This window comes from Tessaracoccus luoxuelianae, assembly GCF_055326245.1.
In genome coordinates, this window is the sequence record NZ_JBUZNO010000011.1 from 1 (window position 1) to 15,974 (window position 15,974).

At 67.9% G+C, this 15,974-nt stretch carries 14 protein-coding genes and 1 pseudogene; 5 read left to right on the plus strand and 10 right to left on the minus strand.

Going from position 1 to position 15,974, the window contains the following annotated elements; translation table 11 throughout:
• Positions 1–177: 177 nt before the first annotated feature.
• Positions 178–1,599 (minus strand): IS1380 family transposase, encoded by a 1,422-nt coding sequence (locus ACZK39_RS14630; RefSeq protein WP_459055881.1) that lies wholly within the window; start codon positions 1,597–1,599, stop codon positions 178–180.
• A 422-nt stretch (positions 1,600–2,021) separates the two neighbouring features.
• Between ACZK39_RS14630 and ACZK39_RS14635 the strand changes: the two genes are divergently transcribed.
• The gene (locus tag ACZK39_RS14635; RefSeq protein WP_463613719.1) at positions 2,022–2,960 is read left to right on the plus strand and encodes a glycosyltransferase family 2 protein; all 939 of its coding nucleotides are present in this window, start codon (positions 2,022–2,024) and stop codon (positions 2,958–2,960) included.
• A 65-nt stretch (positions 2,961–3,025) separates the two neighbouring features.
• Here the strand turns inward: ACZK39_RS14635 and ACZK39_RS14640 are convergent, their stop codons facing one another.
• The 5 genes and pseudogenes from ACZK39_RS14640 to ACZK39_RS14660 all read right to left on the minus strand — a co-directional run bounded on the left by ACZK39_RS14640 (position 3,026) and on the right by ACZK39_RS14660 (position 7,630).
• On the minus strand, positions 3,026–3,934 hold the full coding sequence (locus ACZK39_RS14640; RefSeq protein WP_463613770.1) for a glycosyltransferase family 2 protein: 909 nt from the start codon (positions 3,932–3,934) through the stop codon (positions 3,026–3,028).
• Positions 3,935–4,063: 129 nt separating this feature from the next.
• Positions 4,064–4,223, minus strand: a pseudogene (locus ACZK39_RS14645) (IS3 family transposase); the annotation flags it as partial.
• Positions 4,224–4,428: 205 nt separating this feature from the next.
• Positions 4,429–5,145, minus strand: coding sequence for an acylneuraminate cytidylyltransferase family protein (locus ACZK39_RS14650; RefSeq protein ID WP_463613720.1), 717 nt, complete (start codon positions 5,143–5,145; stop codon positions 4,429–4,431).
• A 30-nt stretch (positions 5,146–5,175) separates the two neighbouring features.
• The gene (locus ACZK39_RS14655) at positions 5,176–5,631 is read right to left on the minus strand and encodes a nucleoside deaminase (RefSeq protein ID WP_463613721.1); all 456 of its coding nucleotides are present in this window, start codon (positions 5,629–5,631) and stop codon (positions 5,176–5,178) included.
• A gap of 382 nt (positions 5,632–6,013) precedes the next feature.
• Positions 6,014–7,630, minus strand: a complete 1,617-nt coding sequence (locus tag ACZK39_RS14660; protein WP_463613722.1) for an alcohol dehydrogenase catalytic domain-containing protein — start codon at positions 7,628–7,630, stop codon at positions 6,014–6,016.
• 142 nt (positions 7,631–7,772) lie between these two features.
• Here ACZK39_RS14660 and ACZK39_RS14665 point away from each other — a divergent pair, with 142 nt between their 5' ends.
• The 3 genes from ACZK39_RS14665 (at position 7,773) to ACZK39_RS14675 (ending at position 10,194) form a co-directional block, all read left to right on the plus strand.
• Entirely contained in the window at positions 7,773–8,720 is a 948-nt protein-coding gene (locus ACZK39_RS14665) for a sugar-binding transcriptional regulator (RefSeq protein ID WP_463613723.1), read from the plus strand.
• The gene (locus ACZK39_RS14670; RefSeq protein ID WP_463613724.1) at positions 8,717–9,670 is read left to right on the plus strand and encodes a ribokinase; all 954 of its coding nucleotides are present in this window, start codon (positions 8,717–8,719) and stop codon (positions 9,668–9,670) included. The genes ACZK39_RS14665 and ACZK39_RS14670 overlap by 4 nt, the downstream gene beginning before the upstream one ends.
• A gap of 98 nt (positions 9,671–9,768) precedes the next feature.
• Positions 9,769–10,194 carry a hypothetical protein gene (locus ACZK39_RS14675; protein WP_459055885.1) on the plus strand — a complete coding sequence of 142 codons (426 nt, stop codon included), beginning with the start codon at positions 9,769–9,771 and terminating at the stop codon, positions 10,192–10,194.
• Here ACZK39_RS14675 and ACZK39_RS14680 read toward each other — a convergent pair.
• The 3 genes from ACZK39_RS14680 to ACZK39_RS14690 all read right to left on the minus strand — a co-directional run bounded on the left by ACZK39_RS14680 (position 10,158) and on the right by ACZK39_RS14690 (position 12,788).
• Complete coding sequence (locus tag ACZK39_RS14680) at positions 10,158–10,937, minus strand: helix-turn-helix transcriptional regulator (RefSeq protein WP_463613725.1); 780 nt, start codon at positions 10,935–10,937, stop codon at positions 10,158–10,160. The genes ACZK39_RS14675 and ACZK39_RS14680 overlap by 37 nt on opposite strands.
• A gap of 94 nt (positions 10,938–11,031) precedes the next feature.
• Positions 11,032–11,736, minus strand: coding sequence for a ThuA domain-containing protein (locus ACZK39_RS14685; protein WP_463613726.1), 705 nt, complete (start codon positions 11,734–11,736; stop codon positions 11,032–11,034).
• On the minus strand, positions 11,712–12,788 hold the full coding sequence (locus ACZK39_RS14690) for an NADH:flavin oxidoreductase (RefSeq protein WP_463613727.1): 1,077 nt from the start codon (positions 12,786–12,788) through the stop codon (positions 11,712–11,714). The genes ACZK39_RS14685 and ACZK39_RS14690 overlap by 25 nt, the downstream gene beginning before the upstream one ends.
• A gap of 424 nt (positions 12,789–13,212) precedes the next feature.
• On the opposite strand from ACZK39_RS14690, the gene ACZK39_RS14695 reads away from it, so the two are divergent.
• A complete protein-coding gene (locus tag ACZK39_RS14695; protein WP_182783192.1) occupies positions 13,213–13,398 on the plus strand; it encodes a DUF5302 domain-containing protein in 186 nt (61 codons plus the stop codon).
• 393 nt (positions 13,399–13,791) lie between these two features.
• Here ACZK39_RS14695 and scpA read toward each other — a convergent pair whose 3' ends face one another.
• Positions 13,792–15,972: a methylmalonyl-CoA mutase gene (gene scpA, locus ACZK39_RS14700; RefSeq protein WP_182783193.1), complete on the minus strand. Its 2,181-nt coding sequence runs from the start codon at positions 15,970–15,972 to the stop codon at positions 13,792–13,794.
• Positions 15,973–15,974 lie beyond the last annotated feature (2 nt).

The following is a 15,974-nucleotide window of genomic DNA, read 5'->3' on the forward strand; positions in this document are numbered from 1 at the left end:
CCTCGATCCACCGACCGATGAGAGCCTGTGTGCTGCGTGACGGGTTTTCGACTGTGCCCGTGCGGTTCTGGCTGGTGGTGCCGGGTTTCTGGTGTGAGGGTGTGAAGGGGCATCGGACCTTGCTGTCCGTGGTGTCCAGGGTTCCTTGGGGTTGCGCAGGGGTGGCTGCTGGGGTGGTCAGGCCGTTGCTGGGGCGGGTGGGTCGTTGACCCGGTTGAACAGGTCAGTCCAGGCGGCTTCCCAGGGCCAGGCTGTTGGTAGATGCAGCACGAGCCGGCGGGCTGAGGATGCGATCCTGGCTGGGACGGTGATCAGTGTGCGGCGGATGGTGGCGGTGGTGGCCTTTGCCAGTCCAGTCCCGGTCAGGGTGGCTGCGGCGCGTGTGAGGTTGAAGGCCATGACGGCCAGCACCAGCCAGGCGGCGTTGGCCGTGAACACCCCCGAGGGTAGGTGAGCCAGGGCGGAGGCTTTCAGGTCGGCGTTGACCTGCTCGATCACCGCGTGGCCGCGGTGGGTTGTGTCCGCCGTGATGGTGTTGAACACCGTCGGGTCGGTGGTGGTGAAGAAGGCGTGGAACCGCCACGTGTCGAAGAGTCCGTCCTGCCCGGCGGCGGCCTTGGTGGCGGCGTTGAAGTCCGGGATCCGGCGCACCACCAACCGTCCAGGGATCTGCTCAGCCTTCTTCTGCGAGGAGAACGCGGTGAAGGCGACCTCGGCGACTTCTGCGGTCGAGATCCACTGTTGGGTGTCGGGGTTGAAGATGGCGTCGGTGTACTTGATCGTGGTCCAGGCCTGCTCATCAATGGTCGCGATGGCGGTTTTGATGGTGGGGCTCATCTTGACGGTCACTGACACGTTGGCCCCGCCGCGAATGGCGGCCCAGAGCGAGGGCCGACCCCAGTAGGCCGAGTCCATCCGCACCAGCACCGGCGTTCCCGCTGGCAGGAGACGGCGGGCCTGTTTCACCGCGTCGGCGATCAACCGGTTCGCCCCGCGCGGGGACCCGCAGGCCCCTTTGCGTAGCCGCTGGGCCACGATGATCGGGGCCGTGGTCGCGGTGGCCAAGGTGGCGATCAGGGCGTTGAGCCCACGCACCCGGGAGTAGCCGAACCCTGCGCCCTGTTTCTGGTGGCCGTGGACCTCGATGATGGTGTCATCAACATCCAGCAACGCGACCCCGGGAGTCCTGGAAGCCTGCTGCGGGTTGCCCAGCAGCCAGGTCAGCCCGGTCAGTGCGGCCAGGAACCGGGACGCGACGGCGTCGAGTTGGCGGACATGCCCGAAGGTGAACTTCCGCAGGAACGACCCCAACGTGGAGGGGGCATAGATGCTGGAGAAGAGCTTCTTCATGCCGCCGTGGCGCAGCAGGGCCATGTCATCGATGGAGTCTGCTCCGGCAACCATCCCGGCCACCAACGATGTGACCTTCGCGCCGGCGTTGGCGCCCTTGTCGGTGGGGACACTCAAGTGCGCATCGCCCAGGTCCTGCAGCCCCGCAGCTTGGGCCAGTCTCATCGTCGGGACCAGCCCAGCGGCCGACACAAGATTCGGGTCATCGAAGCTGACAGAAACAGCGTGAGGAGTATGAGAGAGTTGCATCTGACGGATGCTCTTCCTACTTGGTGATTTTTGACTCTAGACAAGTCCCAATATCCCAGTAGCAAGGGCATTCGTTCGTCACGGCACGCTCAACCCACCCAACCCATCGGTGGATCGAGGCTAAAGCGAGACGAGGGCGAGGCCGCCCAGTCCGATCTGAAGGGGCCATTCTGCGGAGCCAGTGGCGTCCGCGATCAGTAACCCGGAGGAGAACCGCCATCAGAGCGGGAAGGGCCAGGCAGAACTGCTGATCGACGCCCAGGACCGACTTGATGGTGCCACCACCTCTTGAGGCGATGAGAGGTCAACCACATTGCCAGGTGCCCTGCTCGCGGCGGGCTCAGACCCGTGATCCTCTGCACTCCGTCTATGAGACCCGGTGCGGCTCTCGGTATGATCGATGCGAGCGGTTGGAGGAAGGCATGGAACCTGACGTTGAGGTTACCGTCGTCATTGCAGTGCACAATGGGACGAGAACCCTTGGAGCGCAGTTGATGGCGTTAACTGAGCAGGTGGATCCTCCTCCTTTCGAGGTGCTGATCATGGACAACAACTCCACCGATGATCTGTTCTCGCTGGTAGCGGATTTTTCTGGGGAACTGCACATGCGATTAGAGCCGGCTTCCATGCGTCAAGGGGCAAGCTATGCGCGAAACCAGGGCGCTTTCCTCGCTAAAGGAAGTCACCTCCTATTTTGCGATGCAGATGACGTAGTTGGCGAGAGATGGGTGCGTGCACTGTATGAGGAACTGGCCAAGCGGCCTGCGCTTGTGACTGGCCCGGTGGAGTTGGCGTACCTCAATGATGAACTCCTGTGGCGCCTATATGCTGGAGAAGAAAAGACCATTAGGCCCTATGCCGTCGAGGGCTATTTGCCCTTCGCGTTTGGTGGGAACATGGGGATTCGCAGATCGGACTATCTGGCGTTGGGTGGAATGGACAATTCTTACAAAGGGGGTCATGAAGACGTAGATTTTGCCTGGCGCGCGCAGGAGGCAGGCATACCGCTTATCATCGTCGAGGGCGCCGTAGTGCACATTCGCCTCCGCAGCAGTCCCCGGGCAGTCCTCAAGCAGCGGAGGGGCTATGCGCGGGCACGAGTCATCACGTGGCTTCGAAGTCGAGACGGTTCCCGTCCTCTCAAGGGCATGTCACTCCGATGGGCGATTCGAAACAGTCTCCGGCTACCACCAGCTTGGTTGTTGAGCAGAAGAAGTCGAGCGTCGCGGCTCTCTTGGGCGGCAAGAGCCGGAGACGTACTCGGTAACCTTGAAGGTCAGCTTCGATACCGAGTCTTCGGCAAGGTGCCGAGAGTTGAGATGGCGCACGCATTTGACCCGACTGGCGGCGCCAGATCGTAGACCGGAATCGAAGCTCGCCTATCCTTGGGGGGACGCCATGTGCTCGCTGGTGGGCATGGATAGCGTTAAGTCCGCTCGGCCGCGTTCTCATCGTTTGTGAGGAAAAGGCCCTGAGGGTCCCAAACGGCCCAGTCCGATACATCTACGAGTTGCCGGTCAGAACTCACTTGGTCATCCTGAGCGGCGCCAGTGAGATATGCCAACCACAAGGCCCTGCGCTCATCACGGCTCAGGGCGGCGGCGGCTCGCCAATGACCGCCGATCTCTGGGGGCATTGCTGCCGCTTGAAGACTCGCCGAGCCGTCCACGACTTTCCGATCATACTGTTCAAAGGATCGATATTGGTAGTGGATGATGTGAAGCCCGGGACATGGGTGGTCGGAGACCGATACTCGGTGATTCCCCTCACCAACCCATGCCCAGCCCGTCGATCGAAAGGCTATCTTTGTCGACCACATAGGGAATCGGCTCAGTTGTATTCCCGGCCGAGCGTCCACTGTGGGGAAGGCGTTCCACATCTTGGCGCTCGCTGCGTCACCGGGGCAACATCGCAGCCATTCCGCGACGGACACAGCGGGGGCATACCAGTGCTCGTCCGCGTCAAAAGGGACCACCCACTCCGCACCCCCGAGTCGTGCGAGATGTGCGAGGTAGGAAGTCTTTCGACCCTGGTGGTGGGCCGGAAGTGTATCCACAGCTGCGAACACAGGCAGTGTATCTGCCAATCCGCGAACGATTTCGAGGGTTCCATCATTTGAACCGTTGTCTGCGACAATGACCGCATCCAGCCCCTGCTCCAGGTTGTGCCGGACTGTCGCTTCGATGATGTCGGCTTCGTTCTTGGCCAGACAAACCCCCCAGACGCTGCCGGGGAGATGGCGCCCCCTTGCTGGTCTATCAAGACGGATCGACCTCTCCACTCGTCGTTGAAGCGGTGTCCAACGACGCAATGCATTCAGCGCTGAGAAGGCCATGTCTCCATAGTACGTTGGCGACCAGGTTGGAGCGAGCGAGTCCGACGAGGAGACTCCCGGGGCTGCTGCACGGGCAGGTGACAGTTCCGAGTCCTGCAGCGGGCACGTCTTGCGTGTTCGTGATGGTCCGAAGTTGAACACGATCAAATGGCCCAGGAGGGGCTGACATTGGCTGCGGTGGTAAGTCCGCTCGATCCAGGTGCACGACCGCGATCCGTAGCGGACCGTGCATTGTCCAAGAGCGGCGGTCGAGGACGTTCTCTTGCAGTAGCGCGAGGAAGCTCTCCATGGGCGGCGGCGCGTCGCCCGCGACAGCTCAGGCCTCCCAGCGACCACATCGGCGGACGCAACACCCGATCCGCATGCCACTGCCGACCCGCACCCGCGCGCATCGCTCGTCTTCGCGGGCCCAATCCTTCGTCGCCACTGCTGAACACCTCCACGGTCAGCGAAGAGGGGATAGACCTCCGGCCATCATTAGCCGGGCTTTAGGATCAGATGCTGGATGTGCTGCCGGCGGATCGTCGTGCTGTGGCTCCGCCGACGCGTCCGAGGACCTGCTCGGCGCGGGCGAAATCCGCTGCGGTGTCGATGTCGACGGACTCCGCCTCGTCGAGGACGAACAGCTCGATGTGACCACCGAGGCGGTTGTGCAAGGTCTCGTAGATCTCGGTGCGTGTCACATAGATCGAGCCGTTTTCGCGGTACTTCATGCTCTCCGGTGCGATGTCCTGGCGGCGGGGTCGGCTGGTGTAGTCGTAATCGGCCGTCGCCGGGTGGCCGAGATTCCACAGGAACGGGGTCTCGGGGACAACCGAGAGCATCGAGTCGGCCCCGGACGCCTCGAACTCGGCCAGCGCGCGGGCCAAGGTGCCGGGCAGGCGCACGGGAGAGGTGGCCTGGAGGAACATCACCACGTCGGGCCGCTCTCCTCGTTCGGTCAGCGTGGCGATGGCGTGTTCGATCACGGGTTCGGAGGCCGTGGCGTCCTGGGCGAGCTCGGCGGGGCGGTCGATCACTTCGGCTCCGGCGCTGCGGGAGACGGCGGCGATCTCGGGGTCTTCCGTCGAGACGATCACCCGCAGCCCGGGCACAGCCAGCGCCTGTTCGATGCTCCACACGACGAGGGGCTTGCCGGCGATCGGCAGCAGGTTCTTGCGGGGGATTCCCTTTGAGCCCCCGCGGACGGGGATGACGCAGACGGTGGTCATCGGTTTCCTCTCCAAGGCAGGACCATCGTGTCAGTACGCGATCCGGGTTGCGAAGCCGTGCCATGCCTCGAAGGGGGCACGGCCATCCGGCTGGCGTTCCTGCGTCCAGCCCATCGTCGTGACACCGTCGCACAGCTGGGCGTAGAAGGCCTCGTCGTCGAAGCCGGCAGCCGCGGCGTCGTGGCGGTCCGCCGCGAACACCACCCGCGACACCCTCGCCCACAGTGCCGCACCCAGACACATCGGGCACGGCTCGCAGGAGGCGTAGAGGACGCAGCCGGTGACGTCGTGGGTGCCGAGTCCGGCCGCCGCCGCGCGGATGGCTTGCACCTCGGCGTGTGCGGTGGGGTCGGGGACGGCCGTGACGCGGTTGACGCCCTCGAACACCTGCCCCGACGGCGCCACCACGACGGCGCCGAACGGGCCGCCGCCATCGGCGACGTTCGCGACGGCGAGGTCGATGGCGCGCTGCAGGTGATCGGTCATGGGGGCCTCCTGCGGCCCACTGTAGTGAGGTCGCTCCTGCGGGTGGTTCAGCTGGGCCTTCGCTGGGTCCTCGAACCGGGTGCCAGGGGCTTTGACGCAGCTGGGCGCTTCGCGCCCGGCTGGCTCACCCAGCGGAGAGGGGGTCCGGGACGTGGGGAGCGCAGCGACGCGGGGGTCAGCCACCCGAGGCTGGGGAAGGTGGGCTTGTCAGCATGAGTTTCTTAGGCTTCGAGGCCGCCCGAAGCGCTCTTCGAGCGCCGGGGCGGCACCTCAGCCAGCGGTGGGGGAGCTGCGGGGCGGCACCACAGCCAGCGGTGGGGGCCCCGGGCCGTGAGGAGCGCAGCTCCGCGCGCCCGGGGTCGAGCGGAGGGGTCCCGGCACCTCAGCCAGCGGTTGTGGCGAGCAGGGCCTCCTCGGCCTCCTTCGTCCACACGCCGTTGTTCAGCTTCGCCGCGACGTGCGGGAGCTTCTCCGCCATGTCCACGAGGCGGGTCAGAGGGAGGTCGTGCAGCGACGGGTAGACCATGATCTTGCCGCCCGAGGTGCGGTTCATCACCGACTCGATGGCGTCACGGAAACCGGCCATGCCGGTGACCGCGTCGAGGGAGATGTGGGTGTCGATGATCCCCTCCTCGATCTTCCGCAGCACCGTGCGCATGTCGGACACGTCCGATCCGCTGGTGCCGAGCATGAAGATCCGTCGCTCGATGATGCCCTGCAGGTCGAACTCGCCGGTGGTGCCGGCCGGGATGCCGGCGAACGCGTTGATGATCGCGCCTTCGGCTGCGAGGTCCACGGCCTGTGCCACCAGCGCCGGCACGGGCACCATGCAGGAGAGGTGCGTGTAGCCGGGCTCCAGCTTCGTGGTGCCGGTGTTGATGATGCTGAGCTCGATGCCGTTCTTCTCCGCGACCGGCCGGGTCAGCGACTCGAGGTGCGCCAGGCGGTCGTCGCTCAGGTCGGTCCCCGCGACAGTGATGCCCGCGATCCCCGAGGTCAGCGCACGGATGGTGTGCATCTGCCCCATCGGGCCGGCGGCGCCGATGATGGCCACCTTGTCGCCCTCGCGGATCTCGCCGTTGGCGGGGATCCAGGCGTACCCGTCGGCCGGGTCGGACCCGGTGGTGCCGCAGAAGCGGATGAAGTCGTAGTGCACACGGCCGATGTCGAGCTTGACCGGGCCCTCGATGCGGCCGCCGTCGAGCACCACGCACAGCACCCCGCGCATGCCGAGCAGCCCGCCCAGGCGCTCCAGCACGGCCACGTCCGAGCCGCGGTAGATGATGTCATCGAACGCATTCCCCGCGAGCGTCTCGACGTCGCCGGGCTCGAGGCGCACGATCTCGGCCGGCTGGTTCGACTCGGTCAGGGCATCCAGCCCGGAGACCTCGCCGTCGGCCACCACTAGCATCCGCCCGCCGGCCTTCGGGTGGTTGCGCTCGGCCCACGCGTACGAACCCTCGACGGTGGCCCAAGGCTCGATGAGGCCCACGGCCGCGGCGGACGGGCCGTCGGTGACGTGGATGAGGAACTTCTCGCCGTCGGGCGCAACCACGCAGCGCTCGTCGACGACGACGTACTCCTGCAGGGCGCCGTCGAAGTTGTACCCGAAAGCGCCGTTGGAGGCGGGGGTCTTGAGGTGCTTCCAGTCGGCCTGCACCAGGACGCGGTCGCCGGCGGCGAAGTGCGTCACCAGCTCGCCCACCGCGACAATGCGGGCCACGGGCTCATGCCCCGGCACCACGGCGGCGGAACCGGGGTGGTAGCTGGGGATCTCGGCGAGGGCGTCGAGGTCGATCCCGGAGACCACCTGGGCCTTGCGCGGGTGCGAGTCGAAGGCGTGCAGGAGCTTGGTGTCGCTGAAGCAGATGCCGCAGGACTCCACCTTGAGCAGCAACTGGGTGGGGCCGACGGGGTCGACCGCCTTGGCCGTGTTGTGGATGAACTCGTCCACCCCGGTGATCTGGATGGCGTGCTGCGTGGCCGGAAACTCCGTCACTGCTACTCCTTCGTCGAGCATGACTGTGTGCTGTATTGCCCTCAAATCTATGCCAGCGTCGCCCCCGTGAGAAGCTATCGGCAGGCAATTGGGCATCCGCCCACGGCGCTTCAGCCGGGGCGGCCGACGAAGGAGACAGGTCATGTTGACCCCAGAGGCCGGCGATCTCGACCTCGCCGTCCGCGCGGCCTGGCTCTACTACGAGGACGGCCTGACGCAGGCGCAGGTGGCAGCGCGGCTGTATGTGTCGCGGCAGACGGTGGGCAGGCTGCTCGAGACGGCGCGCCAGCAGGGCATCGTGCGGATCGAGATGGACGCCAACTACCTGGCCGCCCTCGGCCTGGCCACCCAGCTGCGCGAGCGGACCCCGCTGACCGACGCCGTCGTCGTGCCCATGCTCAGCGGACCCATGAGCCGGGAGCGCACCAACGAGAGGGTCGCGGCCGCACTCGCGGCCTACGCCAGGCGCTACCTGCATCCCGGCGTCGTCGTGGGGGTCGGGTGGAGCGACACCGTCGCACGCGCGCTCACCATGCTCTCGGCAGAGTCGCTCGACGGCGTGACGCTGGCCTCGGCCGCCGGCACCATCGACAACGTCGCGCAGCTCGTCGCGGAGAACCCGGCGGCTGTCCGCTGCCTCCGCACTGTCCCGTCGCCGCTGTTCGTCTCGAGCGCCGAGCTGGCGGAGTCGCTGCGGACCGAGGACGCCGTCGCCAAGGTGTTTGACCTGGCCCGCAGCGCCACGCTGACACTGACTGGGGTGGGCGCGGTGCGCCCTGGAGGGTCGGCGGTCCGGACCGGGATGGTGACCGACGATGACGTCGCGGCCTACGCGGCCGCCGGGGCGGTGGGGGACATGCTCGGCCACTGGTTCGGACGTCGCGGCGAGGAGATCCCCGGCTCCGCCTCGGACCGCTCGGTCTCGCTCAGCCTCACCGAGCTGCGAGCCCTGCCGAACGTGGTGGGCGTGGCCGCCGGGGCCGAGAAGGTCGAGGCCATCCGCGGCGCCATCGCCGGCCGCTACCTCGACGTGCTAGTCACCGACGAGCCGACGGCGCAGGCCCTGCTGGGCCGGCCGACGCCCCCATGACCTCGCCTTCGGAGCCCCTGGCCGAGACCATGCCGGGCACCGTCGTGGTGGTGGGGTCGATCAACGCGGACCTCTCCGTCGAGGTGGCCAGGCACCCCACCCCGGGGGAGACGCTGCCGGGCCGGGACGCGTCGATGCGCCCCGGCGGGAAGGGCGCCAATCAGGCGGTCGCTGCCGCCCGGCTCGGGGCTACCGTCGCGATGGTGGGCGCCGTGGGTGACGACGCGAACGCCGAGGTGGCGCTGTCCGGGATCATCGCGGCCGGGCTCGACCGGACGCACCTGGGGATGGTTCCTGGACCGACGGGGCTGGCCATCGTCGTGGTCGACGCGGTGGGCGAGAACTCCATCATCGTGGTGCCGGGCGCGAACGGGCACGTCGACGCGGCATTCGTCGATGAGGCGGCCGACGCGATCCGGGCCGCGGACGTCGTCGTCGCGCAGGGGGAGATCCCGGCCTCCGGCACAGTCCGGGCCGCGGAGCTGACCGCCGGCCGCTTCGTCCTGAACCTGGCTCCCGTGACCGCCCTCCCGCTGGAGGTCATCCGTCGCGCCGATCCCCTCGTGGTCAACGAGCACGAGGCGGGGCTGGTCCTCGCGATGCTGGGCCCTGAACGCGAGGCCTCTCAGCATGACGCCCACACTGAGGTGGCGCGTGCCCTGGTCGGCGCAGGGGTGGCGTCCGTGGTGATGACGCTGGGCGCCCAGGGCTCGCTCGTCGTCGGCCGCGACACCGAACTCACCGCCGTTCCGTCGGCACCGGTCACCGCCGTCGACTCCACCGGAGCAGGTGACGCGTTCGTGGGCGCACTCGTCTCACGCCTCGCCGCGGGCGAGACGCTGGTCGACGCGGCCCGCTTCGCCTCGCGTGTGGGCGCCTTCGCCTGCACGCGGCCCGGAGCCCAGGACTCCTACCCCGGCCTCGACGACCAGCTGCCTGTGCTGCCCTGAGCGGGATACGCACCTGTGCGTATTTCCCGTGCGCCCCCGCTGGGGGAGTGTGGTGCCACGCCCGGACAGCGGGCCCGACACGAGAGGGGAGCTCACCCATGAGCGCGAAGCGGATATGGCTGAAGATGGCGGCTGCGAGCAGCGTCGTCCTGCTGGGGACCACCACGGTTGCCTCGGCGCACCACTGTTACAAGGACCAATGGGCCGACGCCGCCTACCAGCACCACCTGGCGGGAGGGACCGCGTGGGTGTCGCTGAGCGACATGGGCGCTGAGTTCCTCATCCCCGACCACCTCAAGGAGGCCTGCGGCTGGGCTGCCGACACCGCGGTTCAGGACTTCATGGAGGCAGAGGGCCTCGAGCAGGAGCCCCTGATCCACTCCAAGGCGGTCACCGGCGGCGGCGCATACGCCAAGGGCAAGGCGCCCAAGCCGTTCAGCTACCTCACTGAGGCGCAGTTCGGCTCGCTGACGGAATCGCTCCTGGGCTACGTGGCCGAGTGCGCGTCAGAGCTGCCGGACTGACCTGATGGGATGGGGCCGGGGAGCCATCCCCGCCCCTGCGCCCGTAGCACCGCCGTCAGCCTGTCCGCCGCGCCCAACTTCCGGTACAGGTGCTCCAGGTGCTTGTGGACCGTCCGCTTGGAAACTGCGAGCCGGGTGGCGATGGCCTGGGCCGTGAGCCCGTCGGCCAGCAGTTGCAGCACCACCCGCTCCCGGGGCGTCAGGGGGCACACCTCCTCCGTTTCTCCGACGGTGGCGAGGGCCGCGACGTGGCGGTCGAGGGCCCGCAGCAGGGGCTGGAACACCGCCATCGTCTCGACGGCGCGCTGGGTGATCGGGTGGTCGGAGACCAGCACCCAGCCTGTATACGGGGAGGACGCGCTGATGGGGTCGAGCGGCACGCTGAGCTGGTGAACGCTGAGCCCGAGCCGTTCGATGACGCCCATCGTGGAGGGCAGGAGCCCGAGGCCGGAGCGCAGGGCGTCCACCATCAGAGCAGGCGTGGCTGAGCCGACCCGGGCATGGAAGCGCGTGAGCGGATGCAATGCAAGATCCGAAGGGGTGGGCAGGAGGTGTGGCGGCGGCGCTGGCGGGGCGCCGTCGACGAAGAAGCTCACCGAACGGCAGGTGAAACTCACCCGCGACACGATGGCCGTGCCGGTCGCATCGCGGAGAGCCTCGGCCAGCCGTATGCGTGCGACACCCGCTGCCGGCGCCTCCAGGACGTCCGCCACAGCTCTGACCAGCACCTGGGTCGAGTCCATGGTTCAGCCTGCCACCTGATCCACCGCATGTCGAGACCCTTGTCAGGTCAATGGGGTGCCTCGACCCTTCCGCGGCCCGGACCGAAACCACGCGTCAGGGGTGGTGCAGCGGACCCGAGCCGTTTGCCGCCCAGACGGCGAGGTCCCGGATGAGGTCGCGGTGACCCGCCGAGTCGTAGGAGCGCTCGTCGTGGCCGAGCAGATCCACCGCGATCCTTGCCGCGCCGTGCTGCCGGATCCAGGCGGTGGGCTCCGGGCCACCCGGGCCCGCGTGGGTGGCCACCACGTGGCTCCGACCCACGGACTGGAGGCTGAGATACCGCTCGTCCTCGACCCTGAACTCGGTGGGCTGGCCGTCCTCCTCGATCGGGATGCGCTGGATTGTCGCGGTGTCCAGCGGCGGATGCCAGGACTGTCCGGGCACCCAGATGGCCCCGACGGCGGCCGCCCACTCGGGGTAGTCGCGCAGGCTCGCCACCGCGATATGGATTGCCAGCACACCGATGCCGCGGCTGAGCGCGGCCGCCAGCCCAGCGTTACCGGGGGCGTCCGGAGGGAGGCGGTGATCGGTGTCCGCCCACGGGTCGCCGGCGTTGACCACCACCAGGTCCACGCCGTCGAGGCTGGTCATGGCGTGGTCGACGTCGTGGTCAACCTCGACGATGAAGCCGGCCTCGACGAGTGCCCCGGCGATCCTGGGCGTGGTCCGGTCGAAGGGGTGCCACGGGTCCGCGTAGCGGCCGGTGCCGCTGGCGATCAGCGCGCGCACGGCCGTCAGCTGGCCACGAGCTGTGGCCACCCCGTCGAGAAGTACTCGACGAAGGGCTCGCCCACGCAGTTGTCGCGGAGCTGCTGCTTCGAGACCGGGAACGACGGCCCGGCGTAGGTGGGGTTGGCGAGGATCCGCTCCGCGATCCGCTGGTCCGCGATGGCGGCGCGGCCGACGACGACGAAGTCGACGCCCGTGGCCAGCGCGGCTGTCGCGGTGGGGGCGCTGGTCACCTTGCCCGCGATCCCGAGCCGGGTGCCTCCACGGGGAAGGTCGACGAAGTGGCTGACCAGCGGGGCGTCGCCGTCGGCGGCCCCCTCGGGGAGCTTGGTGACGTCCCACAGGGACAGGTCGAGGTGGTCAAGACCGCCCTCGGCCATCAGCTCGGCGCTCAGCTGAGCGATCTCGGGGGTGCTGAGGCCGAAGCGCTCGGTAGACAACCGGAGCCCGAGGTGGAAGTCCGACGATGTGGCCGCGCGGACGGCGGCGATGGTCTCGCGAAGGATGCGCGACCTGCCGTGGAGGTCGCCGCCGTAGCCGTCGTCGCGGGTGTTGTGCGCGTCCAGGAACTGGCACAGCAGGTAGCCGTGGGCCCCATGCAGCTGGACGCCGTCGAATCCGGCCTGCTCGGCACGGGCGGCGGCTGCCGCGAATCGGGCCACCACGTCCTCGATCTCGGCCGTGCTGAGCGCCCTCGCGCCCGTGCTGGCGTCGTCGAAGGGACCGACGGCGGGCTCGCCGGATGCGTCCGGGTCTGCCTTCGCGCCGCCGTGGTGGATCTGGACCAGCGACGCGGCCCCGGCTTCGCGGATGCCTGCGGCCAGCCGCTCGAGACCAGGCAGGTGTGACTCGTCGCTGATTCCGAGCTGCCCGTTCCAGGCCTTGCCGGGCTGCGCCACGTACGCGGCGGCGGTCATCACCATGCCGAAGCCGTGGCGGGCGCGGGCGAGCAACCAGTTGATCTCGGTGTCCGAGAGCGTGCCGTCGGGGTTGGACTGCTTGTTGGTGAGCGGCGCCAGTGCGAGGCGGTTGCGCCAGGCGGGGCCGTGCGAGAAATCGAGGGAATCGGAGAGCTGCGTCACGAGACTGAGACTACTTGGCGGGCACGAGGCCCCCGCCGGGGGCCCACGGTCCTGGCGGCGACGAAGAGAGTGAGAATCCGGGGAGATGGCCCCGTATGTGCCCTATCTCCCCGGAATCTCACTCGGAAGGAGTCTCGGGAGAGGGGTGAGGGGCGATCCGCGGTCGCGAACCATAGTCGAGCAGGTGGCGATCCATACATCCAGCAGGTGGTGAACCATACATCCAGCAGGGTGCCGCCCTGATGCGGCCCGCACCTGGGTGCACGACACGCCGTCGCACCTGCCTCTCGCCGTCGCATGTGCGCATGGAGAGCGGGTCGGACGGCGTGTCGTGCACGAGGGGGGAGGCCAGGCCTCCGAGGGGGCGGGGGAGCGAGCGACGGTTGGGCCGCGGCCCCATCGCCGTCCGCGTAGGCTGGGCCGCATGTCAGAGTCAGAACAACCCACAGAGAAGTTGGATCCCAAGGAGGCCATGCGTCAGGCCCTCGAGCGCAAGAAGGCGGCAGAGCACCTGTCGGCCGCGCAGGGCGTCGAGGCGGACCGCGGCCAGGGCCACACCCACGGCAAGGTGGGCGGCAAGCGCGAATTCAGGAGGAAGTCGGGCGGCTGACGACCGCGGCACCCCGCCAGCCTGCGGTGGGTGTTCCTCCAGAGTGGGCCTCGGGTCGCTGAGGAGCTCGAGACCCGATCTGGTGGAACACCTACCGCGGGGGCTGCCTTCCAAGCTCCAGTCCAAGCCCCATGAACAAGCGCGGGTCGGTTTCGACGCAGCTGGCGCTTCGCGCCGGTTGGCTAATCCGAAAATGCCCCGTCGCACCTAGTCAGCTCGATTAGCTGAATACGGCATTTTCCGCGCTGAACGGGCGCCCCGCGAGGGGCGACCCTGACTCAACCAGCGGTGTAGGCCCGGCCCGATCAGCGGAGTAGGGCCGGTTGGCTCGATCAGCGGAAATGGCAAGTGGCCCGCCCCTCAGGGGGCGGGCCACTCGTCGTTCGCCGGGTATCAGTCGGCCAGGCGCTCGTTCAGCTTGGTCAGCAGATCGATCGCAGCCGCCGGGATGATGGTGCCGGGCGGGTAGATCGCGTCTGCGCCGTGCTCGCGGAGCTCGTCGAAGTCCTGGGCCGGAATCACGCCACCCACGACGATCATCAGATCTTCGCGGCCCAGCTTGTCCAGCTCCTGACGCAGCGCGGGCACCAACGTGAGGTGACCGGCGGCCAGGGAGGAGACACCCACCACGTGGACGTCGGATTCGACGGCCTGGCGGGCCACCTCTTCCGGCGTCTGGAACAGCGGGCCTACGTCGACGTCCATGCCGAGATCGGCATAGGCGGTGGAGATGACCTTCTGGCCACGGTCGTGACCGTCCTGGCCCATCTTCGCGACGAGGATGCGCGGGCGGCGCCCCTCCTTCTTCTCGAACTCCTCGACGAGCTTGCGGGCTGTCTCGATGTCCTCGTTGGAGCCGGCTTCGGTGTTGTACACACCTGAGATCGTACGGATCTGAGCGGTGTAGCGGCCGTAAACCTTCTCCAACGCGTCGGAGATTTCGCCGAGGGAGGCCTTCGCGCGGGCTGCGTCGATGGCCACCTTGAGCAGGTTGCGGTCAGGATCTGTCGCGTCGGGGTTCGCTGCCACCCAGGTGAGGCGCTCCAGCATCTGCTGGGTCTCGGCCTCGTTGCGCTCGGCGCGGAGCTGCTCCAGCTTGGCGATCTGGGATGCACGGACGGACTTGTTGTCCACCTTCAGCACCTCGAGCGGGTCCTCGCTGTCGAGGTTGTACTTGTTGACGCCGATCACCGGCTGGCGGCCGGAGTCGATGCGGGCCTGAGTGCGGGCCGCGGCCTCCTCGATGCGCATCTTCGGGATGCCCTGCTCGATGGCCTTGGCCATACCGCCGGCCTGCTCCACCTCCTGGATCCGCTCCCACGCCTTGCGGGCGAGCTGCTCGGTGAGCTTCTCCACATACGCGGAACCGGCCCACGGGTCCACCGTGCGGGTGGTGCCCGACTCCTGCTGCAGGAACAGCTGGGTGTTGCGGGCGATGCGTGCGGAGAAGTCCGTCGGCAGCGCGATGGCCTCGTCGAGCGCGTTGGTGTGCAGCGACTGCGTGTGGCCCTGCGTGGCGCCCATGGCCTCCACGCAGGTGCGCACGACGTTGTTGTACACGTCCTGCGCGGTCAGCGACCAGCCGGAGGTCTGCGAGTGCGTGCGCAGCGACATCGACTTCGGGTTCTTCGGCCCGAACTGGCGCACCAGCTTGGCCCAGAGGATGCGCGCGGCGCGCATCTTGGCGACCTCCATGTAGAAGTTCATGCCGATGGCCCAGAAGAAGGACAGGCGGGGCGCGAACTGGTCCACGTTGAGGCCCACGGACTCGCCGGCGCGGATGTACTCCACGCCGTCGGCCAAGGTGTAGGCCATCTCGATGTCCGCCGTCGCCCCGGCCTCCTGCATGTGGTAGCCGGAGATGGAGATCGAGTTGAACCGGGGCATGTTCGCCGAGGTGTAGGCGAAGATGTCGGCGATGATCTTCATCGACGGAGCCGGCGGATAGATGTAGGTGTTGCGGACCATGAACTCCTTCAGAATGTCGTTCTGAATGGTTCCGGCGAGCTGCGCGGGCTTGACGCCCTGCTCCTCGGCCGCGACAACATACAGCGCCAGCACCGGCAGCACCGCGCCGTTCATCGTCATGGACACAGACATCTGATCCAACGGGATCTTGTCGAACAACTGGCGCATGTCCAGGATGGAATCGACGGCGACGCCGGCCATGCCCACGTCACCGGCCACGCGCGGGTGGTCCGAGTCGTAGCCGCGGTGGGTGGCGAGGTCGAACGCGATCGACAGGCCCTTCTGGCCGGCGGCCAGGTTGCGGCGGTAGAACGCGTTGGACTCCTCGGCGGTGGAGAAGCCCGCGTACTGGCGGACCGTCCACGGCTGGTTGACGTACATCGTGGCGTAGGGGCCGCGGAGGAACGGCGGGATGCCGGGCGCGGTCTCGAGGAAGTCGAGGCCGGCGAGGTCCGTATCGCCGTACAGCGGCGGCACCAGGATGCGCTCGGGGGTCTGCCAGCCGGCGGAGTGCCCGGTGGACTCGATGATGGCCTCGAACTTGGCCGCGGCGTCAGCCGAGACCGCCTCGGTCAGCTCGATGTCTGTGAAACGGGGGACGGTCATGC

Excerpts from the sequence above, each read along its gene's own strand:
- ACZK39_RS14665 (WP_463613723.1), top strand. The coding sequence starts at position 7,773 with ATGTTGACCCCAGAGGCCGGCGATCTCGACCTCGCCGTCCGCGCGGCC.
- ACZK39_RS14640 (WP_463613770.1), bottom strand. The coding sequence starts at position 3,934 with ATGGCCTTCTCAGCGCTGAATGCATTGCGTCGTTGGACACCGCTTCAA.
- scpA (WP_182783193.1), bottom strand. The coding sequence starts at position 15,972 with ATGACCGTCCCCCGTTTCACAGACATCGAGCTGACCGAGGCGGTCTCG.
- ACZK39_RS14670 (WP_463613724.1), top strand. The coding sequence starts at position 8,717 with ATGACCTCGCCTTCGGAGCCCCTGGCCGAGACCATGCCGGGCACCGTC.
- ACZK39_RS14655 (WP_463613721.1), bottom strand. The coding sequence starts at position 5,631 with ATGACCGATCACCTGCAGCGCGCCATCGACCTCGCCGTCGCGAACGTC.
- ACZK39_RS14695 (WP_182783192.1), top strand. The coding sequence starts at position 13,213 with ATGTCAGAGTCAGAACAACCCACAGAGAAGTTGGATCCCAAGGAGGCC.
- ACZK39_RS14630 (WP_459055881.1), bottom strand. The coding sequence starts at position 1,599 with ATGCAACTCTCTCATACTCCTCACGCTGTTTCTGTCAGCTTCGATGAC.
- ACZK39_RS14635 (WP_463613719.1), top strand. The coding sequence starts at position 2,022 with ATGGAACCTGACGTTGAGGTTACCGTCGTCATTGCAGTGCACAATGGG.
- ACZK39_RS14675 (WP_459055885.1), top strand. The coding sequence starts at position 9,769 with ATGAGCGCGAAGCGGATATGGCTGAAGATGGCGGCTGCGAGCAGCGTC.
- ACZK39_RS14650 (WP_463613720.1), bottom strand. The coding sequence starts at position 5,145 with ATGACCACCGTCTGCGTCATCCCCGTCCGCGGGGGCTCAAAGGGAATC.
- ACZK39_RS14680 (WP_463613725.1), bottom strand. The coding sequence starts at position 10,937 with ATGGACTCGACCCAGGTGCTGGTCAGAGCTGTGGCGGACGTCCTGGAG.